Origin of the sequence: Streptomyces sp. NPDC059874 (assembly GCF_042731135.1) — a bacterium.
Classification (GTDB): Bacteria; Actinomycetota; Actinomycetes; order Streptomycetales; family Streptomycetaceae; genus Streptomyces.
Genome location: NZ_JBHWJY010000056.1, coordinates 25,463 through 47,184, shown reverse-complemented (window position 1 = coordinate 47,184; position 21,722 = coordinate 25,463). Strand labels below are relative to the sequence as shown.

Annotated in this window: 13 protein-coding genes and 1 pseudogene; 9 read left to right on the top strand and 5 right to left on the bottom strand. The window is 71.5% G+C overall.

Annotation, left to right across the window (positions count from 1 at the left end; all coding sequences use genetic code 11):
• The first annotated feature begins 29 nt into the window (after nt 1-29).
• From ACFV9H_RS27740 to ACFV9H_RS27725, 4 genes and pseudogenes are all read left to right on the top strand, one after another.
• Nucleotides 30-2,153 (top strand): PQQ-binding-like beta-propeller repeat protein, encoded by a 2,124-nt coding sequence (locus ACFV9H_RS27740; RefSeq protein ID WP_385403247.1) that lies wholly within the window; start codon nt 30-32, stop codon nt 2,151-2,153.
• 76 nt (nt 2,154-2,229) lie between these two features.
• Nucleotides 2,230-3,168 (top strand): serine/threonine protein kinase, encoded by a 939-nt coding sequence (locus tag ACFV9H_RS27735; protein ID WP_385403245.1) that lies wholly within the window; start codon nt 2,230-2,232, stop codon nt 3,166-3,168.
• Nucleotides 3,169-3,173: 5 nt separating this feature from the next.
• A complete protein-coding gene (locus tag ACFV9H_RS27730) occupies nt 3,174-5,342 on the top strand; it encodes a PQQ-binding-like beta-propeller repeat protein (RefSeq protein WP_385403242.1) in 2,169 nt (722 codons plus the stop codon).
• A gap of 125 nt (nt 5,343-5,467) precedes the next feature.
• Nucleotides 5,468-6,651: pseudogene (locus tag ACFV9H_RS27725) on the top strand (cytochrome P450).
• A gap of 8 nt (nt 6,652-6,659) precedes the next feature.
• On the opposite strand, the gene ACFV9H_RS27720 reads toward ACFV9H_RS27725, so the two are convergent.
• Nucleotides 6,660-7,382, bottom strand: a complete 723-nt coding sequence (locus ACFV9H_RS27720; RefSeq protein WP_385403240.1) for an NUDIX domain-containing protein — start codon at nt 7,380-7,382, stop codon at nt 6,660-6,662.
• An 85-nt stretch (nt 7,383-7,467) separates the two neighbouring features.
• Between ACFV9H_RS27720 and ACFV9H_RS27715 the strand changes: the two genes are divergently transcribed.
• The 5 genes from ACFV9H_RS27715 (at nt 7,468) to ACFV9H_RS27695 (ending at nt 12,382) form a co-directional block, all read left to right on the top strand.
• Complete coding sequence (locus ACFV9H_RS27715) at nt 7,468-9,222, top strand: hypothetical protein (RefSeq protein WP_385403238.1); 1,755 nt, start codon at nt 7,468-7,470, stop codon at nt 9,220-9,222.
• The gene (locus tag ACFV9H_RS27710; protein WP_385403236.1) at nt 9,219-10,136 is read left to right on the top strand and encodes a hypothetical protein; all 918 of its coding nucleotides are present in this window, start codon (nt 9,219-9,221) and stop codon (nt 10,134-10,136) included. Before ACFV9H_RS27715 ends, ACFV9H_RS27710 begins: the two co-directional genes overlap by 4 nt.
• 50 nt (nt 10,137-10,186) lie before the next feature.
• On the top strand, nt 10,187-10,852 hold the full coding sequence (locus tag ACFV9H_RS27705) for a hypothetical protein (RefSeq protein WP_385403234.1): 666 nt from the start codon (nt 10,187-10,189) through the stop codon (nt 10,850-10,852).
• A 204-nt stretch (nt 10,853-11,056) separates the two neighbouring features.
• Nucleotides 11,057-11,758, top strand: a complete 702-nt coding sequence (locus tag ACFV9H_RS27700; RefSeq protein ID WP_385403232.1) for a hypothetical protein — start codon at nt 11,057-11,059, stop codon at nt 11,756-11,758.
• A complete protein-coding gene (locus ACFV9H_RS27695; protein WP_385403229.1) occupies nt 11,759-12,382 on the top strand; it encodes a hypothetical protein in 624 nt (207 codons plus the stop codon).
• A 346-nt stretch (nt 12,383-12,728) separates the two neighbouring features.
• Here ACFV9H_RS27695 and drmC read toward each other — a convergent pair whose 3' ends face one another.
• The 4 genes from drmC to ACFV9H_RS27675 form a co-directional block, all read right to left on the bottom strand.
• Nucleotides 12,729-13,490: a DISARM system phospholipase D-like protein DrmC gene (gene drmC / locus ACFV9H_RS27690; RefSeq protein ID WP_385403227.1), complete on the bottom strand. Its 762-nt coding sequence runs from the start codon at nt 13,488-13,490 to the stop codon at nt 12,729-12,731.
• Nucleotides 13,487-15,397 (bottom strand): DrmB family protein, encoded by a 1,911-nt coding sequence (drmB, locus tag ACFV9H_RS27685; protein WP_385403225.1) that lies wholly within the window; start codon nt 15,395-15,397, stop codon nt 13,487-13,489. The genes drmC and drmB overlap by 4 nt, the downstream gene beginning before the upstream one ends.
• Entirely contained in the window at nt 15,394-19,266 is a 3,873-nt protein-coding gene (gene drmA, locus ACFV9H_RS27680; RefSeq protein ID WP_385403223.1) for a DISARM system helicase DrmA, read from the bottom strand. Before drmA ends, drmB begins: the two co-directional genes overlap by 4 nt.
• A gap of 121 nt (nt 19,267-19,387) precedes the next feature.
• On the bottom strand, nt 19,388-21,610 hold the full coding sequence (locus tag ACFV9H_RS27675; protein WP_385403220.1) for a sigma factor-like helix-turn-helix DNA-binding protein: 2,223 nt from the start codon (nt 21,608-21,610) through the stop codon (nt 19,388-19,390).
• Nucleotides 21,611-21,722 lie beyond the last annotated feature (112 nt).

Here is a 21,722-nt window from a genome sequence, read left to right as displayed (position 1 = left end):
CGCCCGAACACGACAGGAAGCAGCACCCCATGGAACCCCTCGGCGTCGGAGATCCCATCCGGCTCGGCCCGTACCGCATCCTCGGCGTGCTCGGCGCGGGCGGCATGGGCAAGGTCTACTTCGGCCGGGACGGCGCCGGCCGGACCGCCGCGGTGAAGGTGCTGCTGCCGGAACTCGCGCACGACCGGCACCTGGCCCAGCGCTTCCTGCGCGAGGCGCACACCGCGCAGGCGGTGACCAGCGGCGGCGTCGCCCGCGTCCTGGACGCGCAGATCGACGACGACGACAGCCGGCCCTGGATCGCGACCGAGTTCCTGTCCGGGCCCACCCTCGACGACGCCGTCCGCGCGTACGGGCCCATCGGCGTCGACGGCGTCCGCGCGCTCGGCGCCTCCCTCGCCGCCACCCTGCGCGACATCCACGCGGCGGGGCTGGTGCACCGCGACCTGAAGCCGCCGAACATCGTGCTCACCGCCACGGGCCCGCGCGTCATCGACTTCGGCATCGCCCGCCCCGAACACGGGATGACGCTCACCACCACGGGCCAGGTGCCGGTCACCCCCGGGTACGGGGCTCCCGAGCAGGTGCTCGGCCGGCGGGTCGGGCCCGCCGCGGACGTCTTCTCGCTCGGCGCCGTACTGGCCTACGCGGCCACCGGCCTGCGCACCTTCGACGGCACGCACGTCGCGGCGGTCCAGTACGAGGTGGTGCACGGGGAGCCCCGACTCGACGACGTGCCCGCCGAGTTGCGCCACCTCATAGCCCCCTGCCTCGCCAAGGACCCGACCCACCGCCCGACCCCCGAGCGGATCGCGGGCGTCCTCGCCCCACCGCACGGGGCCGACCGGATCTGGCGTACGGGCCCGCTCGCCAAGGACATCGCCCGCCGCGGCGCCGAGGCCGAGCGCCAGGCCACGCTCGTCGGCGCCGAGCCCGAATCGGGACCGTCCCGCAGGCGGCTGCTGCGGGCCTCGCTCGCCGCGGGCGCTGTGGTGGCGGCCACCGGTGGCGCCGGGGCCTGGTGGCTGCTGCGCGAGGAGGCCCGTACGCCCGTCGAGTCGGGGCTGGCCGGCGGCGCGGAGCCGCTCGCCCGTTCCGCCGTACAGCCCGGCAAGGCTCCCAAACCCCTGTGGGGGCCGCTGCCGGTGGCGGCGAAGCCGGTGGACGGGGTGGTCCCCACCCCCCTGTCCCTGCGCGACGTGGTCATGTTCGCCGCCAAGGACGGGGGCCTGGCGGCCCACTTCACCCGCAACGGCAAGGAGAAGTGGCGACTGCCCGACATCGCCCCGACCGCCGGCCTGCATCCCCTGACCGAACAACTGGTCGCGGCCGCCGACACCTCCGGTGCGCTCCGGGTCCTCGACGCCTCCACCGGCAAGCTCAAGTGGTCACTGCCGGACGCCGACGTCGGCCGTTTCCTGACCAAGGACATGGACGGCGAGCTCGACGAGAACCTCTACGTCGTGACCCGGGACGGCGAACTGCGCGCGGTGAACCTGAAGATGCAGTCGATCCGCTGGACGGTGCCGCTGCCGCCGTCCGCCGTACGGGGCGCCGGTCCCCGGGCCGCCGTAGGAGGAATGGTGCTCGTCCTCTTCGGCGACGACGGCGTGGTGCGGGCGTTCTCGACGACCAGCGGGCTCGACATGTGGACCATCCAGGGGCAGGGGAAGTCCGGCGCCGCCATCCAACCGACCGTCGTACAGCGCAAGGATTCCGGCCGCACCAGCCACACCGCCTTCCTGGGCGGCCGCACGCTGACGGCCCTCACCTTCCCCGGCGGCAAGGAGGCGTGGAAGGCCGACCCTCCGCAGAACGGCGCGAGCTGGGGCGCCCCGAAGCTGCACGGCGACATGGTGATCGCCGCGAGCGGGACGACCCTGTCCGCCTTCACCCTCGACGGCAGGCAACTCCCGCTGAACGGCCGCGCCGTACGGGGCCCCCTCCCGCCCACTCCCCTCGTCGTACAGGGCGGCGCGCTCTGGGCGGTGGAGGCGGACGGACAAGGAGTCTCGGCCTACTCCACCGCGGACGGCGAACGGCTGTGGACCTGGTCGGCGAAGTCCCGCGGACCATGGGGCATGTCCGGCGTCGGCAACCGCGTCTTCCTGGTCAACGACGGGAAGCTCACGGCGATGCCGACCATCGCCTGACCCCGTTCCGGGTCTCCGCACGATCACCGCTTAGGCTCGGGGCCGGACGAGACCGAGTACCCGGGAGGGCGCGCGCATGGAACGCCTACGCCACGACGACCCGACGCGGATCGGGCCGTACGTGACCCTCGCACGGCTCGACGCGGACTCCGACCTCGGGCGCTCCGTCCCCGAACGCCGCTACCTCGCCCGCACCATCGACGGGGAGCGCACCGCCCTGGTCTGCGTGCCCCGGATCGGCGCCGATCCGTCCCGGTGGGCGATCGAGGCCGAGGGCGCCCGGCGGCTGTCCGTACCCGGGTTCCTGACGATCGCGGAGGTCGGCGGCTCGGCCGGCTCCCCCTGGTACACGGCCCCGTACACACCCGCGCTGCCGCTCCCCTCCGTACTCGCGGCGTACGGCGGCCCGCTGCCCGAGGAGACCGTACGCCGCCTGGGCACGGCGCTCGCGCAGACACTGGCCGCGGCCCACGCCCACGGGGTGACGCACGCCGGCCTGTCCCCGGCCGCGGTGCTGGTCACGCCGGCCGGGCCACTGCTGACGTGCCTCGGTGCCACGAGGGCGGAGCACACCGGGCACGACCCGGGCTGCCTGCCCCCGGAACAGTCGGCGGGCGCGCCCCCCGGCCCGGCCGGGGACATCTACGCCCTCGGCGCCGTCCTCGCCTACGCGGCGACCGGCCACACCGTGCCGGAACAGAGCGAACTACCGCCGGGGCTGCGCCGACTGACGGCCGCGTGCCTGGCCCGCGACCCCGCGGACCGGCCGGGGTCGGCGCGGGACCTGCTGCGCGAGCTCGCGACCCCGGCGGAGCACCCGGGACCGGCACTCGATCCACGCCTGCCGGCCACGATGGTCCTCGCCCCGGCCGCGACGGTCCTCGACCACGCCGGCTCCCTGCCCCTGCCCGGCCGGGTGGTGGCGGCCCTCGCCGCGCAGTCGGGCGCGCTCCTTGCGGCAGAACTCCCGGCTCCACAGCAGCCGTTCGCGGTGTCGACCCAGAAGGCGCACTGACCCCGATGCACCCCACCACCCCCTTCACGGCCCTCACCCACGACGATCCGACGCACCTCGGGGGCTACCGACTGCTCGCCCGGCTCGGCAGCGGCGGCATGGGCACGGTCTACCTGGCCCGCTCGGCGGGCGGGCGTACGGTCGCGCTCAAGACCGTGCACGCCCGCATCGCGACCTCCGCCGACACCACCTTCCGCACCCGCTTCCGACTCGAATCGGACGCGGCGCGCATCATCGGCGACCGCTACGGGGCCCGCGTGTTCGGCGCCGATCCGCTGGGCACCACTCCCTGGCTGGCCACCGAGTACGTCCTCGGCCCCCAGCTGGACGAGGCGGTCCGCCTCAGCGGCCCCCTCCCCGAGGCGTGCGTCCGCGCCCTGGGCGCGGACCTCGCCCGGGCCCTCACCCAGCTCCACCGGTCCGACATCGTCCACCGCGACCTCAAGCCGTCCAACATCATGCTCACGGCGGCCGGCCCCAAGCTCATCGACTTCGGCATCGCGCGCGCCCTCGGCGACGAGCGGCTCACCAGCACCGGCACCGCGGCGGGCACGCCCGCCTACATGTCCCCCGAGCAGGCCTCCGGCGTAGAGCACACCCCACCGAGCGATGTGTTCGCACTCGCTTCGGTACTGGTCTTCGCGTCCTCCGGACACGGCCCGTTCGGCAGCGGCCAACCGGCCGACCTCCTCTACCGCGTCCGCTACGCGGACCCCGACCTCACCAACGTCCCGCCGCCCCTGCTCCCCCTCCTCACCCGCTGCCTGTCCAAGGACCCGTCCCCACGCCCCTCGACGGCCGCAGTGGCGGACCTCCTGGCGTCCACCCCGGGTGTCTTCGCGGACCTCCTCCCGCTCCCCCTACTGGCGGACATCTCCCGCCGCACCACGGCGGTCTGGCAGGACCCCCCACCCCGCCTGCCGGCCCCCGCGACGGAGCCGTCGAAGCCGGCGCCGCGCAGCCTGTCACGCCGCAAACTCCTCGCGATCACCGGAACCGCGGCACTCGCCACGGGCGGCGGCCTGTGGACCTGGCTGACCACCCGGGACGGCGGCACCCCCGACCACAAGCCCTCCCTCGGCCAACCGCCCGCCCAGCTGTGGAAGAAGCCGCTGGAGGACCCCGGACCGGACGCCGCACCCCTGCGTGTCGGCAACGAACTCGTTCTGCTCTCGAGACTGACGGTATCCGGCCTCGACCCGGCGACGGGCAAGGACCTGTGGGACGGAGGCTATGGCAAGGCCCCGTCGTCCGTGGCCACCGACGGCAAGACCCTCTACGCACTGCGCAGACCAGCCTCCGACGACAAGGTCAAGCCCCTCGCGATCGAGACCGTCCCCCAGCCGTCCGGCAAGAAGAGTCCGCCCGCCTTGACCCTCGTCGCGTTCGACGGCACCCCCGACGCCACCCAACTCCTGTGCGTGGAGGGGAACACGGCGTACCTGTTCGCCAAGTCGGCCGCCGACGCCCAGTGGTTCCTCGTCGCCGCGAACCTCAAAACCGGCCGCGAGTTGTGGCGTCAGCAGGCGATGGCCCCGTTCGAGCGGTCACCGGGGCCCGTCATCACCCGCGGCAAGCTCGTGAAGACCGGCCTGCTCCTGTGCCGCCGCTCGGCGCTCAACGACTCCGTCTCGTTCGCCGTCCACGACACGGCCACCGGCAAGGAACTTTGGCAGACACAGGGCCTCCCGGTCATCAAGGAAGCCCTGCCCTACCAGCTGGCCACGGACGAGAACCACGTCTACTTCGGCTCCGAGAGCCTGCAGGCCCTCCGCCTCACCGACGGCACAACGGCCTGGTCGTTCGGCGAGGGCCGCGACATGGGCAAGAAGCCGAACGGCTACCGCCGCTACGGCATCCCCGCCGTAGCGGACGGCGTGGTCTACACCGTGGAAGGCGGCCGCAGCCTGGTCGCCGTCGACGCCCGCACGGGCACGGCCCTCTGGTCGGAACCCCCCGTACCAGACGCCCTCCCCAACGGCGACGTGGCCCCCGCGGTATGCGGCAACCTCGTCCTCTACATGGACAAGACCGGCCTGCGGGCCGTCGACACCCGCACCCACCAACCCCTGTGGCGCTACCCGTCGACGGCCCACACCTTGGTAGCCGACCCGGCCGCCAAACGCCTCTACGCCCGCGAGGACCGCCTGACCTTCGCCCTCCGACTGCCCTGACACCTGTGCGGCCGCACGAGCCGCTCCTCCAGGGCTCCACCAAGGGCAACCTGCTCCAGAATCGCCACCCACTCCAGGATGAAAATGAAGCACGCTGGTAAAGCAGCAGAACGTGGGCCGGCCTCGTGACCGCCCCGCGGCAGGATCCCCTGCGCGACCCGCGCTTCTTCGCCGACCCCTACCCCACCTACGACCGGCTGCGCGAAGGCTGCCCGGTCAGGCGCATCCCCACCGGCTCCGGCGGACACCACGCGTACCTGATCACCGGCCACCCCGAGGCCCGCGAGGCGTTCACCGACCCCCGCCTGTCCAAGGACACGGCGCGCTTCTTCGCCGGCCGGCCCTCGAACCGCGACCTGCACCCGGCGATCTCCCACAACATGCTGTCGAGCGACCCGCCGGAGCACACCCATCAACGGCGGGTGGCAACCAGGCTGTTCACGACCGGCCGCGTCAGCGAACTGCGCCCGTGCGTCACCCGGATCGTCGACGACCTCGTCTCCACGTGGCGACCGGGCACCGACATCGACCTGGTGGCGCACCTGGCGGTCCCCCTCCCCGTCACCGTCGTCTGCGAACTGCTGGGCGTCCCCGAAGCCGACCGCGCCACCCTCGCCGCCCGGTCCCACGACCTCTTCGACGCGACCGACACCGCCCACATCGACGCCGCGTCACACCACATCGGCGACTACCTGACCCACCTGATCGACACGGCCCGCGCCACCCCCGGCGACGGCCCGCTCCATTCGTTCCTCCGTGACTGTGCCGAAGGGGACCTCGACCGGGACGAGACGGTCTCCCTGGCCGCCCTCCTCCTGGTCGCCGGGCACGAGACCACCACCCACTTCATCGGCAACGCCGTCCTGGCCCTGCTGCGACACCCGGGGCGTTCGACCGCCTGCGCCGGGACCCGGACCTGATCCCCGGCGCCCTCGACGAACTGCTCCGCTTCGACTCCCCGGTGAGCGTGGCCACCTTCCGTCACAGCACGGAGGACCTGAGCATCGGCGGCATCGACATCCCGGCGGCTTCCCGGTCCTCATCGCCCCCGGAGCCGCGAACCGCGACCCCTCGACGTTCCCCGACCCGATCCACCTGGACCTCGACCGCGACGCCGGCGCCCACCTCTCCTTCGGCCACGGCATCCACCGCTGCCCGGGCGCTCCCCTGGCCCGCGCCGAGGCGGAAACCGCCCTCCCTGCTGACCCGCTTCCCGAACACCCGCCTGGCCGTCCCCGCGGACTCCCTGACCTGGCGCCGAACCCGCCTCACCCGCGGCCTGAAGACCCTCCCCCTGACCCTCGCCTGACCCACCCCCTACACAACCTGCCCACCGGCCCGCAGCAACGGCGGGCTCAGAATCCATGCGCCCCCTCGGCGGTAGAGCGCCGCCGGGCGCCCCGTCGCCGGCATCCGCTGCCCACCAGTGGGTTCCACGAATCCGGCGGTCCCCAGTACCTTGCGCCGGAAGTTACTGGGGTCCAGCGGCTGCCCCCACACCACTTCGTAGACCGTGCGCAACTCGCTGAGGGTGAACTCCGAGGCGCAGAAAGCCGTGGCGACCGGCGTGTACTCGAGTTTGCGGCGCACCTCCTCCAAGGCTTCGGCGAGGATCTCGGAATGATCGAACGCCAACCTCGGCCCGTCCCGGTCGAGTTCTTCCACTGATGCCCAATACGCGCGCTCCGCGTCAGTGCCCCCCACGGGCACGGGCAGGTCGGGCCCCAGGGCCAGATATGCGACGGTGACCACGCGCCCGCGCGGATCGCGTCCGGGATCACCGTAAGCACCCAGCTGTTCCAGGTGCAGCAGACTCCCGTCGATCCCGGCTTCCTCCCAGAGCTCGCGCAGCGCCCCTTCCCGCAGGGTCTCGCCCTTCTGGACGTACCCGCCGGGAAGCGCGGGCCTGCCGAGGAAGGGCTCGAGCCCCCGGTCGATCAGGAGCACCATCAACCGGGCGCCCCGCAACGTGAAGATCGCCAGGTCGACCGTCACCCACGAAGCCTCCACCTCATCGGACTCCTTCAGCCAGTCATCCACGCAATCCCCTAAAGGTCACATTGACTTGAACCCCCTCGCGACTTATGGTCGCACAGACCTTAACCTCAGGAAGCGAGGGCAGGGCATGTCCGCTCCCCCCTTATCGTCCGCAAAGGATTTATGCGGCGAACTCACCGCCGCGACGAGGCACTTGTGCGCGGGCACCTACGCGGACGAACGGTTCCGCGACCTCGTGATCGACAAGGTCTGCACATCGCCGCACCGCAGGGTCGCGCCGTCCTACGGCTTCGACATCGTCCCCGTCATGCGCCACGCATGGCGGGCCGCCAATCTCACGGCCGTCCTTCATGTCACGCTGCTGGGGTCGATACTCGTCCCGGCCGTCACAGGCGCCCTCCCCACAAGTGCCCTCGTAGCATGCGGACTTGCCCTCCTGTGGCTGCTCCGCCTGGCCCTGCTCGTGCACCGGGGCGACCGCGAGCCCCGGACCGACCGGAAACCCGAACGCCGGGGCAGGGAACGACAGCACCGCCATCGGCGCCGCCTCCAGCGGATCCTCCCGCGAAGGAAAACGGAGAAGTCACAGGCACTGCGACGGGTCGGGGGCATCACTCTCGGCCTGACAGCGACCGGCCTCACGATCGCGCTCACCCATCCCCATCACGCCGCCACAGCCCTTCGCATCGGGGCGGGCATCGCCCTCGTGTGCCTTGCAGTCGGTGCCACGCGTCAACTGCAACTCAACCGAATCCTCCGGGCACCGACCCTGCGCCCCGCCCGGCTGTCCCGTCGGCAGCGGGTGGCCGATGTCCAGCAGAGGGACATACACACCGTGTACCGCCGACCCCGGCACAGCCAGGACAGGGAAGCGGGCGACGACGACGCGACCGTGTTCACCCTCTTCGGAAGGGAGTCACCGTTCATCGGCGCGGGAGAGATCGTCTACCAGTGGAACCCGCCCATGAGCGTCCAACTCCTGCGCCCTGGGGACGACGATGACGCCCCTCTGCACGAGCGCGAGCATCCCGTACCCCCGTTCCAGGCCCACGAGCTCGTCGAGCACCTGCGCGAAGCGGTCCACCTGCTGAACACCGACAGCCATGAGGTCCGCCTGCCCGCCCAGGTCAGGGATCGGGTCTACGTCTCCGAGACGGACGTGGCGGCCGACCGCTCCCTCCTCCCCCGGAAGCTCACCGACCCCGATCTGCGGGAAATCATCAACGCACCAGGATCGCGAGGACACCACTTCCTGGAGGTCACCACGCCTCTGGAGGGAGCGGAGTACGTCGCGACGGTACTGCTCCACGTCAGCGTGCGGGGACGGACCCTGATCATCTCGACGGCGGCGTGCGTGCTCGCACACACACCGAGATCCTTTCAGCGCACGGCCGAGTTCGGTCAGCACGGTCCGTTCGCAGTCATATGGGCCGCCTTCCGAGAACTCTCAGAACTCCCCCGGCAGGTCCAACGCTCATGGCGGGTCATCCGCTACCTCCACGCCCTGATCAAGGCCACCGTTCTCCCTCCTGATCTCACCACGGCGCCCATCCGGAACGTCCTCATCGGCAGTCGCGTGAGCATCCGGGAGCAGTCGGCCCAGGCGTGGTCCAAGGTGCAGCTGGAGAAGACCGACATCTTGGGCCGGATGAAGACGATCGAACAACGTCTGCTCCGCGCCGCAGGGGACTTCCTGCTGACCAAGGACGTGGACGCGTCAGAGTTCAACAATCGAGCGCTCAAGATCATCAACAGTGGGATCTTCAACTTCGGCGACAACAACACCATCAGCAACAACGCCGTGGGCGACGCGGCCCAAGTCGGCGCCCCCTCGGACCGCGCGGCGGGAACCGACAACCCCAGCGACGGAGGAGCTCAGTGAACACCAACCGAGGCATCAGCGCTCACGGGAACGGCAACACGATCAGCAACAACGCCGTGGGCAGCCACGCCCGCGTCATCACGACGCCCGCCGCAGAGCGAGCCGGCACACCGGCCGCCGGCCACGCGGCACCTGCGGCACAGGGCAGGTGGGACATCGGCATCGTCACCATCCTTAGCGAGGAACTACGCTCCCTGAAAGATGAGTTGAAGCTCGAACGGCACAAGGAACCGGGCGGCCTCTACTTCTACCGAGGAGAACACGCCACTTCGGACTCCACTATCCGCATCGTCGCCACCCAGACCCAGAGCCAGGGCCAACGGTCGACCATGGCCGCGCTGGAGAATCTGCGACGCAACTACGCCCCCCGAGTGTGGGCCCTCGTGGGCGTGGGAGGAGGAGTTCACAACGAGCACGCTCGCATCGGCAACGTCATCGTCTCGACCGAAGTGGTCTACTACGAGAACCGTAAAATCAATCCCCTCGGTGACGTCCGAAGGCGCGGCGAACACCGCCAGGCCCCAGCCCCGGTGGTTCACGCGGTGAACGCCTTCTTCGCCGAACACGGCACCCCTGCCCGTATCCACGGCCAGCCCTCCTCGCCGACCTCACAGGAATACGAGGTGTACCCGGGGCTGATCGGCTCCGGCGAAGCAGTCATCGCCGACCGCGACAGCGACATCCGCCACTACCTCGCGCACTACAACGAGAAGGTACTGGCAGTGGACATGGAAGCGGGCGGCCTGAGCCAGTACTGGCAGGAGAATTCCGTCCACGACGAGACGAACCCCGGCTGGATTGTCATTCGAGGGGTGTCCGACAACGCGGACGAAGAAAAGGGACACACACACCACGAACTCGCGGCCCGGAACGCCGCCCACGTTCTGCGGCTCATGCTGCCCTACCTCTGCTGACGCAGGCGAGGCTCCGCCGCATCCGACCCGATACCGGAGGACGGCTCCACATGACCGATTTTCTGTTCGCGATCCTCAGTTCCCTCGCAGCCAGCGCAGTCCTCCTCGTCCTCGGCCTGCTGCGGGGCGCCCGCCCACTGTGGTGGCTGGTCTCCGTCTGCTCCCGGTGCACGGGGACCGGCCTCGGACGGGTCTACCGGCACCAGTCCTCCGCCGAGCAGGACCTCGCTCGCGACCTGCGTCGAGCCCGCTGGGTCAAGGTCCTGGCAGGACGAGGGAACGTCCTCACCCGTGAGGTCTTCTCCCCTGTGTGGTCGGAAAGCCTGTGCCCGCAGTCCGTCCAGATCCTGCTGCCCGACCCGGATCCCCGAGAGGACTCGTGGCTCGATCGGCGCTCCCAGGAGGTATCCCGCTTCGACCCCGGATTCACACGGGACCTGCTCAGAAGCCAGGTCCGAACGAACATCGACTACCTGGCCGGCGTAACCCAGGCGAGGGACGGCGTCGAACTACGCACCTTCAACCTGCCGAACAACTGCCGTGTGATCGCGACGGACCGCGCCGCGTACCTCACGTTCTACGGCGCGTCGGCCCACGGCAGAAACTCCCCGTGCCTATACGCTCGCGCGCCGGGCGTCCTGTACACCGCCGCCCTGCGCCAGTTCGATGCGACCTGGGCCCACGCCACTCCATCCCTCCCGAGCCCACTCCCCTGACGGACCGGCAGGACACCGCCCGCCGCGAACCCGCGGTCCAGGGGTGCGCGGCGGGCGGTGCGGCTACATTCGTGCACGATAAATATATTTTGGCGGAGGGCGCCGCCCGACGGCTGCGGGCCGCGGCCGGTACCGGAACCCAAGGGGGAGAGGCAGTGACTGACGCCACCGAGCACGCCGTCCTGCTGTACGCGCAGGACATCCATGCTGGTGCGCGCCGTGGCGGTCGTCTGCGCGGCGGCCCTGCCCACCGGTGCACTGGCCGCCGCGCTCGCCCTGGCCCTGGAGGGCGAACGGCGGTACGAGGTCATCCCCGTGGCGCTCCTCGCCCATCTGGCGCTGGCCTGCCTCGCGGTGGGACTGGGCACCGTGGCCGAGGCCCGCCCCGCCCTGGCGGGCCGGGTCCGGCTGCTCGGCGGCGGTCTGGCACTGGCCGGAGCGACCGTGCTCGCCTGCGGCGCCTCGGTGCCCGGGGTGACCGGGGCATCGGCCTGGTCCGGCCCCTGGGGCTGGGCGGGCGCGGCCGTCGCCACGGCGGCCCGCCACGGCTCACCCCTGGCCTGGGCTGCGGCACTCGCCTGCCTCGCCTCGTGTGCGGCGGTCGCCCTGCGGCAGGCGTTCCGGGCCGTGGCCGGCATCCCGACGGACGCGCTCCTCGCCCGAGCCCGCACCGGGCGGGAAGCCGCCCAGGGCTCAACGCTACTGGACCTGCGCGCGCTGACCCTCGTCCTGCAGTCGACCGGCGGTCGGCGCCGGCGGACGGCCCGGACCCCGATGCCGAGCTCCCGGTGGGCGGTGCCGCTGTGGCGGGACGCCGTCGTCCTGCTGCGCCACCCGTGGCGGCCGGTCCTGGCCTGCGCCGCCCTGGTCGCCGGGTTCGCCCTGTTATGTGTGGTGGCCGACTGATTGACGGAGCCGGGCCACGATGCGGTCGGCCCCCTGAAGGCGGCGTTCGTGGGCCTGCTCCTCGTCGTACCGCCGTACCTCGCGGCGGTCGCAGTGGCCGAACCCGCCTACCAGGACACGGACCGGCCGCGCCGCGCCCTGCTGCTGCCGCTGTCGCCCGGCGCCCTGGCCCTCTCCCACCTGGCGCTACCGGTCGCGTTCCTGTGGGCGGCCGGCAGTGTCGGCTGGGCCGCGGCCCTGTTGTCCGGACCGCCCGCGGGACCACTCGGTGCGTACGCCACGGCGCTGCTGCTCGCGGGTCCCGCGCTGGTCGGCACCACCTTGGTGGGTGCCTACCGCGGAGCGCCCCGCTACGACCTGCTGGCCCTGTCCCTCGACTGGTTCGCGGCCGTTCCGTTCGTCCTGTGGCGGCTGGCTCCCGTGCTGGCCGCGGGGTTCGTGACGGCGCCCTACCTGTGGCACGTGGCGTACCACCCGGCCGCAGGCCCGGACGGGGACACCCTGTGGCTGGCCGCCCGCTCCGCCGCCGTCCTGGCCTGGTCCGTCCACCGCACGGGCCGCCAGGCCAAAAGACCTGTCCAGCTGACCCCTGAGCGCCACTCCGGGCTGCGGCGCGACACATGACGCACCCCACCGCCCTGACAGACCCGGGCCACACTCTACGCTCGACTCTCGACGGCACATATGCCTGGACCCACGGCTACCTCACCGGCATCCCGCCCGCCACCGGTTCCCCACCGGAGCCACGCGCCCGGGAGGGTGCCTAGCCGGCGAAGCCGGGTACGCGGCTCTACGGCCGGGACCCCGCATCGGCAGCGCGGCCGGCCTTCATCCACGCGGAGAGCAAGTACCCACTCGCCACTGCGGTCAGGACCAGCACCAGCGGCGCCCCGACCGCACAACGACACTCCATGTGGTACTACCTGGCCGATTCGCATCGGTCCTGATCGTGTCCGGCCCGCGGGCGGCGTCACCAGAAGCGCTGAAGGACACCCGTGCGCTGAAGTTCCGACACGTGTTCCGCGGCCCGAGCTGGCGCGAAACCCCCTCTGATGAGTGTGCCGGCCTCGATGTTGCGGTCCACTCCGGATTGCGTGAAGTTGGCGCTGGTGGTCAGGAGCGTCTGTCGGTCGGCCACGGCCAGCTTCGCGTGCGTCTTGGCCCCGGGCTCCGCTCTCTTGTCCAGGGGCCAGTGCCACAGGCGCGCTCCTGGAACATCGGTGAACGCGCTCGCCGGCTCGTCGCCGGAAAGGGCGCTGCCCGCGCCTTGCAGCGTCTCGACGACGATGTCCAGGCCGACGCCTCGGGCCGCGGCCTCCTGCAACGCCTGTGTCAGAGGCGGGTATCGCCGTGCCGAATAGGTCATCAGGATCAGCTCGGTCCGTGCCTCGGCGATCAGCCCCAGGAGCGCCCGGTCCGTGGAACGTACGGGCACCCGGTGGGAGGAAGGGCCGCTCCACACCAGGGAGACCTCTTGTTCCCGGTCGCGCTGCGCGTAGCCGGCGGCCAGCCCGTGCAGGCAGGCCGCGGCTTCCTCCCGGGACAGGCCGTCCGCGTCCATCGCATCGAGCAGGGCAGCCGCGGCCTCCGTGTAGGCGGAGGCCGACCGGATCGTGAGCAGCGTGGCGCGGGGCTGTCCGGCTGCTATGCCGTCGGCCAGTGCGCCCAGCGCGACGACCCCTGCGGCCGCCTCCGCCTCCGCGGCCGCCTTGAGCAGCCGTGCCCATCTCATTTGAGGCCCTGGAGGAGCACGAGGTCCGGGTCGTCGATGGGGACTATGAAGCGTCGGTCCAGGAAGCGGTTGCCGCGCTCGCAGGTCGTCTCCGACACGAACAGGCATACGTGGCATGCGGCGCCGTGCAGGAAGTCCTCGTGCGGAGGCCGGGGCAGCCGGTCCGCGCACAGCGGATCGGAGGAGCACCGCTCGGCGTCGTGGAGGGCGCGCCTGACCACCCTGCTGAACTTCTCCGGTTCGGCCAGGGCCACCAGACCGCCCAAGGTCCCTTCGGCGTCGGGAACCGCGGTGTAGATCAGGATGCCGGTACGCCGGTCGTCCTCGCGGCCCGCGTAGATCCGCTCGGAGAGGCTCGCCGAGGAGTAGCCGCATTCCAGCGAGATGGCCCGGATCAGCAGGTGCGACAGCGTGTGGAGGGCGATGTACCGGGCTCCGGGCCAGCCTCGCAGCGGGTCGTCGGTGTCCTCGACACGGCCCGAATAGCGGTTGCGGCGGAATTCCACGTAGGCGTCCCGGTGCGCCGCGAGCGCCGCGGTGCCGACCACCCGCTGCTCCCAGTCGGCCATCAGCTCGTCCGAGACCCTCAGGAAGATGCCCTCGCCGCGGACCTCGCTGGCCGGCACCCAGGCGGGGACGCGGCCGCGGGAGAGGGGTGCGCGGGCCACCAGGGTGGGGTCTTCGGGGTCCGGGGCGTCGAGCCGGGTGAACCCGATCAACGCCCTGACCTCCCGCAGCCGTTCCGCCTGGACGACATGGGAGAAGACCCCGTCGAGGGCCGGCGGTACCGGTACGTCGCGCAGCGCGAAGTCCTCGGTTGGTTCCGGAAGCTGCGGACTGGTGAAGATCTCCCATTCGGGCGTGAGCAGGTCCGGGTACGAGACGGCCTCCGAGGACTGGGGTTCCGCGGCTGCGGCCCGGTGCGCCTCGATGGCTTCAAACACCTCGGACTGGCCCCACTGGTGCAGCGGCTTGAACTGCGGGAGCTCCCAGACCATGTCGAGGGACTCCTGCGACTTCGCCTTCTGCAGGTGCTCCCACAGCTGTTCCACCTTGCCCTGCAGGGCACTGCCGCTGGTCGGCGGCACCGCCAGGACGCTGAGCGTCTGCGCGAACCACTGGTTCGAGGCGCCGATGACGAGCGGCTTGGGACGCTGCTTGCAGCCTGCCGGGTCGAAGGTCGCCAGGTGGGGGTGGCGGCCCCGGCAGTGCGGCAGGGTGATCTCGCCGCGCTGCCCCATGGCGTCGCGGATGTTGCGCTCGCTGCCACAGTTCACGCAGCGCACCTTCACGTTGGCCGCCTGGTTGCCACCGTGGTCGAGCATCTCCAGCCGCGGGTGACTGGCCTCCGCGCACTCCCCGCCCCGGTGGACGAACGACGCGTACGGGAAGTCGTCCAGGTGTCCGGCCTGACAGACCAGGACGAAGCGCGCAGCGACCGCGAGCGGGCGCTTGCCCTTGCGCTTGGCGGTGCAGTTGTCATGGAAGAAGCGCGCCTGGTCGGGACGCCGGGGCTTGGCGTTCTCGAACTTGAAGATCTTCGAGTCGAGGCCGCCGAGGGCGTTGCAGGCGGTGCAGCGCAGCCACTGGGGGAAGGGCAGGACCGGGACGCCGACGCGGGACGCGGGGCCGGTGGGGTCGTTGTCCGTGCCGTCCATCCAGGGTGCCGGCCGCAGCTGGGTGACCTGGGCGCCGTACGGGTCGCCTATCAGGCCGTTGACGGCCCGCAGCAGCCGCGGCTCCTTCAGGTCCGCCCACTCGAAGGCGTCGTACTGCCAGTCGTCGATCCCCCGCACCAGGACGGCGAAATTGGGCAGGTCGACCAGAGCGCCCACACCGCCCGTGTACATCAGGTGGCTGGGGCGTACGGATCCGACCCGGCGCCGGTGCTGTGTCTTGTCCGTCATGCCTGTGCCTTCTTCCCCTGACGGCCCGCCTTGTCGGCCTTGCCGTCCAGTACGGCGCCCGTTTCGTCTCCCTCGGGCGAGTCCTCACCGTCGGAGCCTGCCTGGCCCGCCCCGGGCGCGTAGCTCCACGCGGGCGCACCGCCGACCACGTCGTAGAGGCCGGCCCCCGGCACCAGCAGGTTGATCTCGTTCTCGGTCTCACGCATCGACTGGGCGACCGTGAGCTCGTCCCAAGTGGCGCCGGTGGCCCGGTTGAGCAGTCCGCTCAGCCGCTGGCCCTGCCATGCCGCCTCCTCGTATCCGAGGCGGGCGGAGCCCTGCTTCTTGCGCGCCCAGGCGTCCTTGAGGACCTCGATGCGCTCCCCGAGGTACTTGCGGGCGCGCGGCCCGCCGACGGTCTCGGCGCGGGCCAGGAACCGCTCGGTGACCTGCTGCGCGACCGGGCCGTCGAGGTCGATGTCGTACGCGTCGTGGTTGCGGGAGTGGGGCGTGGTCGCGTTGCGCACGGCGGCGATCCACGCCGCCGCCGTCGTCCGGTCCAGGGACCGGCGGGCGAACGGGGTGACGGAGAGGGCTTCGACCTGCCGGTAGAAGGTGGCGTGGTAGTGGCCGAAGGTCTCGAAGTGCGCCAGGTCCCGTGGCCGCGTCCAGTTGTGGAGCGCCACGACCAGTCCCGGGCGCTGGGCGTCGCGGCCCACGCGCGAGGACGCCTGGATGTACTCGGCGGTGTTCTTGGGCTGGCCGACGACCATCATGAGGCCGAAACGGGAGACGTCGACCCCCACCTGGAGCATGGACGTCGCGATCACGGCGTCGACCGCTCCCGTGCCCTCGTTGCGCAGTCCGAGCTTCGAGACGTCGATGCGCTGCTTGTGCTGTGCTGCGGCCCGCAGTTCGTCGGCGACCGCCTGTCGCCGCACGGTGGTGTCCATGGACTCGTCGAAGGACACTTCCAGGCGGGACAGCACCTCCGTGATGTCCGCGGAGGAGATGCGCGAGGTCAGCTCCTGGACGGACAGCATCTCCGTGCGGCGCAGGAGGCGGTTCGACAGGCCCTTGCGGGTTCCGTGGATCCGTACGCGCGTGGCGATGTCGTCGTCGAGGAAGCGCCGCATACCGGCGAGTTCCCGCGTGGCGTTGAAGTAGCCGACCAGCGTCATGTACGGGTCGGCGGGCTTGCCGTGCCGGTCGAAGAGGGTCTGGCCGGCCAGGAACAGGATCTCGGCGACCCTGATCTCGGCCTGCTTCATACGGACGCCGTGGGCGCAGATGCCCAGGTAGCGCCGTCCCGGCGCCTCCTTCGAGAGCTCGACCTGTTGGGAGAAGAAGGTGTCGCCGATGTCGATGACCTGGGGCGGGAAGATCGCCGATTTCCGCGCGAAGACACCGCTTATCTGGTCCGCCGACCGCTTGGTCGTCGCCGTCGACGCCACGATCTTGGGGCCGACCCGGACGGTGGTGCCGTAGGCGTCCTGCGCCGGCCAGCCGCACAGCTCGTCGACGGCCGCCTCGAAGAGCCCGACGGTGGTGCCCAGCGCGCCCGAGATCAGGTGGAGTTCGTCCTGGATGATCAGGTCCGGCGGGCGCAGCCGCGTCACCGGCTTGCTCTTCACGGCCGCGTGCTTGCCCTTGGCCTGGTGCTTGTCCCCGCACTTGATCCGGGTGTCGAGGTCAGCGTGCCGGTAGCCGTGCCTCGGGCAGAGGTCGGAGACCCGCCCGAACAGCATGCCCGCCTGACCGCGCCAGGGCAGCTGCGCCAGCTTGTCGACAGTGGCGATCAGCAGGCTGGGGGCCAGCCGGTAGATCTCCTCGTCCACCGTCAGGATGGGCAGTCCCTCACCGGGTGAGCGGCGCTGCGAGAACGGGCAGGCCTGCTTGCCCTCGCCGTTGGGGCAGTAGAGCAGGATGCGGCGCAGGTCGTCGTCGGCGTGCAGGTCGCGCTGGGCGCTCAGTGCGGAGCCGCACCAGGGGCAGGCCAGCGTCTGGAGCACCTTGGCGCCCTTGCCGTCCCCGGCGTCCTTGGCCTCGGCAATCTGCTGAGCAGCTTCCTCGTACCGGTTCGGGGAGACCGCGCCGCCCACCCAGAGACCGATCCGGAAGGGGGTGCTCCCCCAGCGCACGTCGCCGCCGTCGTATGCCTCGCGGCGCAGCACTTCGGCGGCGCAGACCAGCGCCGCCGCACGCTGGAACTGCTGGGCCGTCAGCAGCCGCAGGGTGTACCGCATCAGCACGGCGACGCCGGCGTCGCCACTGCGGGCGTCCTCCCCCGTTCCGATCGTCCCCTGGAGCCGGCGGATGGCGAAGGTGAAGGCCGCGAGCCCGAGGTATGCCTCGGTCTTGCCGCCGCCGGTCGGGAAGAACAGCAGGTCGACGATGCCGTCCGGCCCCGCCTCGCGTTCCTTCAGCGTCGGGTCGGCGAGCGCCCGGAGGTTGAGGAGGACGAAGGCCAGCTGGAACGGGCGCCACGATGCGGCTGCCGGGCCCTCGGCGTCGATGCGCTTCTTGGCCTCCTGGAACGCGATGCCCTCCCGCTCCCGCAGCGCCGCGATGGCGGTGTGGCGTCGCTGCAGGGCCATCGCCCGGTTGGCGAAGCGGAACGCCTCCAGAACCTCGGGGCGTTCGGGGTTCGAAAGCGCGTCCACGCCGAGGGCGATCCGGACGGCGACGTCACGGGCCTGACCCACGGCGTCGAGAGCACTGGTGCGCAGCGCGCCGGTCAGCTGCTCCGCCTGAGCCTCGCGCTCGTCGAGCCAGGCGCTGTAGCCGTCGGCGAGCGGAGCCAGGGCGTCGCTCAGCGCGGCCGGAGGGAGCACGGCGAGCTCGTCCATGGACAGCTCGATGCCGTCGAGGTGCTGCGCGTTCGCCCCGGACGGGGCGATCGTGGCCGGCACGTCGTGGACCGGCAGCCAGGTGGTTGTAAGGGCGTGGGCCCTGCGCTCCCCCTTGTCGATGGTGACCGCCACGGCCACGTTGCGTCCCGCCGCGTGCTTCAGGTGGTTGCGGTAGAGCAGCGTCAAGTGCTGCTCCTCCAGGTCGGCCGCCCCGAGAGCGTCCTGGGCGGCTTCCTCGGCCTCGTCCAGCGGATCGGAGATCGGCAGGAAGACCGGGGCCGCGCCGTCCGTGGCCGTCACATGCAGCTCGGTCTGGAACAGCCAGGCCGCGTCCTTCGCCTGCTGGGGTTCGTCCTGCGCGTTGACGAGCGACAGCTCGACGACCCGGCTCGGTCCGGCGGCACCCGGCCGGTTGCGTACTTCCGCGACCAGCCGCACGCCGGGGGCGTCCTCCTGGTCGGCGGTGAGCGGCAGGACCTGGCGGGGCGCGCCGTCGACCGGGACGCTGACGAGCTTCTCCACCTGTTCCCGGGTCCAGGTGGCACGTGCGACGCCGTCGTCTCCCAGGACCTGCGAACGGTGGTATTGCCCCCATCGGATCCGTACGGTCACCGCAGCCGCATGGTCCGCCGCCGGGACGGCGAACATCAGGCCCATCGACGAGGCCCACATGCGCCCCGCGTTCTGGGTAGTGAGCCGCTCAGGAAGCCCCTGATCGGTGCCGTCGCCTTCCCCGTCGGAGTCGTCGAGCAGCTGCTCATCGGCGGCGGCGAGGGTGGTGCTCAGGGCACGCTTCGGGCCGATCCGCCCGACGAGGTACCGGTCGCGGGGGCCGGCGGCCCGGTGGTCGAACTCCTCGTCCGGCCCGTCCCACGGGCCGAGCAGGTCCCGGCTGATGAGCTCGCCCAGGTCGTCCCGGATCTCGTACGAGGACGCCGGAACGAAGTCCTGCGCCACCTCGCGGACCCGCTGGAGGAGGTCCTCTTCCGTCGAGCCGCTCGCGCTGACCGGTCCTTCGGCGGTCTTGCCCGTCGCCATCAGTGCATCCCTCTTCCGTCCCTCGCGCGGTGCCCTCGCGGGCCCCTCCCCACAGCGCGGCCGACGCCGCCCGGACCGTGACAGCCGGTCATGATCCCGATGCTAGCGAGCACCACTGACATCAGAATGCCGGTACCGCCCCGGACAGGGCCTGTTCGAGCAGTTCAGCGATGTCCTTGTCCCCGCGCTCGGCCAGCCGCTCCAACAGAGCGGCAGCGGCACCGTCCTGGCCCGGCTCGATCCCGATGCGCCGCGCGATCACCTCGACCGCCTCCGCCGGGGTCACCGCGGCCGTCCAGCCGGTGAGCCGAACCGCTCCGGCCTCGGGACTGAGTCCGTCCGTCGGTGCGGGCATCCGTAGTGCGTTGAGGTGGCCGTCGGTCACGTTGAAGAAGACCTGGTCGCCGACGGTCGCCCCGATGTGCTCCAGCAGCGGCTTCACCGAGCCGAAGGTGGGCTGGGCGCGCCAGGTGAGTAAGGTCTCGCCGGCCTCGTGGCGCAGCTGGACCGGTTCGCGGTGGGGGGCGCCACCGATGTGGGCGGCCCAGCCGGCGGGCACCGGGCTGCCGGAGCCGCGCAGGTGGTCGGCGGTCACTTCCACCCGGTACCACCAGCGTCCGTCAGCTCCGACGAAGCAGCGTCGCGTACCGGCGACGTCGTTGCGCGGCACGTACGGCGCGTCCTGTTCGCTCGTCTGGTCGGCGACGCGGACCCAGCCGCGGCGGGTGCGGGCGAACCCGGGTCCACCGAGGTTGGTGCGGACCGATGCCGCCGAGACGTCGAAGCGAGCACTGATGGCCTCGGCGATCGCGTTCACCTCGGCTTCCCCACCCGCGTTGGCGATCTCACGGGCGATCATCTCCCGGATACCGAGGTACTCCTCGCCGCCCCACGCGCGCAGCCCGTACAGGTTGCGGTCGAGCCGGATGAAGCGCTCGTCGGTCCAGATCTGGTTGCGCATGCTGTTGATGGCGGTGCCGTCGGCGAGCTGCTCGTGGATGTCCTCCATGGACATCGGCGTCCCGTGCAGGGCGAGCACGGCGGCGGCCCGGTCGTTGAGCGAACGCCCCCAGTACAGCAGCCGTCCGTCCCGCACCTGGAAGCGCCCGATATCGGCCGCCCAGTCGTCGAGCACCTCGCCGCGGACTCCGTAGCGCAGCCCGAGGGCCACCGCCTCGTCCCAGGCCAACGGGGTGTCCCCGCAGGCGGCGAGCAGGTCCTCTTGCATGACCGCCCGCAGCTCGGCCGCGTCTCCCTGAACGACCCAAGCACCGTCGAGCGTTCGGCCGGGCAGCAACCGCACCACGATGTCACCGAGCGGCACACCCAGCGCCTCTACGGGGCGGGCGTGGTCCGGGTGCAGCGCGTGCACCTCGACCACCTGGCCCACGGTGCCGAGCTGTTCGGCCACGGCGGCCAGGTGCCCGGCGAAGGCCCGGCCTTCATCATCGGCTGAGAGCCACCGCCGGACGGAGCCCATGACGGTGCGCTCCAACTGCCGCACCCTTTCCCGGCTGACAGAGAACCGCTCGCCCAGGTCATGGAGCTTCATCGGCTCGTCGGTGAACGTCCGCTGCCCGGCGATCACCAGGGCACGCTCGTCCCAGTCGGCGACGAGCCGCACGAAGGCGGCGAGCGGCTCGGCCATCAGCCCGGGGACGGGCGGCGGGCCCGCATCGTCGCCGATGTGCGGCTCCTCGGCTTCTTCGGCCGGGTCATGGTCCTCGAAGGCCGCACGCGGCGCCGGAAGTTCTACGGTCTGGGACAGATCCTCGGCCTGGTCTTCGACGGGCTCGGGGACCAGCACCGGCGACGGCCCGTCCTCGGACAGCTCCTCCAACCCCTGGAGTACGCCGAGCGCCGCACGTACCTCGGCCGGTGCGTCCGCCGGCAGCCACCGGGCGATCACGGACACGGCATCCCGCATCCGCATCCCCTCGCTCTCCGCCCGAGGTACGCCGCGCTGATGCAGCCGGTCCAGGATCGAGCCGAACGCTGCCGCGAGTACGCGGTCCCCGTCCACGACCCCGGGGCCAGCCTCCCGAGCCACCTGCGCCACCGTCTTCCCCGGGTCGACACCCGGAGTGCCGAGCAGGCGCAGTACGGGGATCACGTCCCCGAGCTCCACGTGAGGCCACAGGGCCCGCAGGGCCTGCGCCACCTGGTTGCTGAGCGCCTCGGCTCCGATGACCCGCTCGATCTCCATCAACGGTGTTGCGTGCCACCAGCCGAGAGGCAGCCGTACGTCCTCCAGCCGGGCGGCGAGCAGATGCGGATCGGCGTAGCGAACGGCGGGCAGGAGATCGGCCAGGGAGGTGGAGGCGTAAGGAGCGGAGGATGTCATGGTCGGGCGACACTCCAGAGACGGGGGCAGGCGGCCACAGTCGGTGACTGACTCGCTAGACGTTACGGTCCCCCACTGACAGTCACTCCATGATCACCCTTCTTGCGCCCCC

Coding starts and splice junctions, on each gene's coding strand:
- ACFV9H_RS27740 (WP_385403247.1), top strand. CDS start 30: ATGGAACCCCTCGGCGTCGGAGATCCCATCCGGCTCGGCCCGTACCGC.
- ACFV9H_RS27735 (WP_385403245.1), top strand. CDS start 2,230: ATGGAACGCCTACGCCACGACGACCCGACGCGGATCGGGCCGTACGTG.
- ACFV9H_RS27730 (WP_385403242.1), top strand. CDS start 3,174: ATGCACCCCACCACCCCCTTCACGGCCCTCACCCACGACGATCCGACG.
- ACFV9H_RS27715 (WP_385403238.1), top strand. CDS start 7,468: ATGTCCGCTCCCCCCTTATCGTCCGCAAAGGATTTATGCGGCGAACTC.
- ACFV9H_RS27705 (WP_385403234.1), top strand. CDS start 10,187: ATGACCGATTTTCTGTTCGCGATCCTCAGTTCCCTCGCAGCCAGCGCA.
- ACFV9H_RS27700 (WP_385403232.1), top strand. CDS start 11,057: ATGCTGGTGCGCGCCGTGGCGGTCGTCTGCGCGGCGGCCCTGCCCACC.
- drmC (WP_385403227.1), bottom strand. CDS start 13,490: ATGAGATGGGCACGGCTGCTCAAGGCGGCCGCGGAGGCGGAGGCGGCC.
- drmB (WP_385403225.1), bottom strand. CDS start 15,397: ATGACGGACAAGACACAGCACCGGCGCCGGGTCGGATCCGTACGCCCC.
- drmA (WP_385403223.1), bottom strand. CDS start 19,266: ATGGCGACGGGCAAGACCGCCGAAGGACCGGTCAGCGCGAGCGGCTCG.
- ACFV9H_RS27675 (WP_385403220.1), bottom strand. CDS start 21,610: ATGACATCCTCCGCTCCTTACGCCTCCACCTCCCTGGCCGATCTCCTG.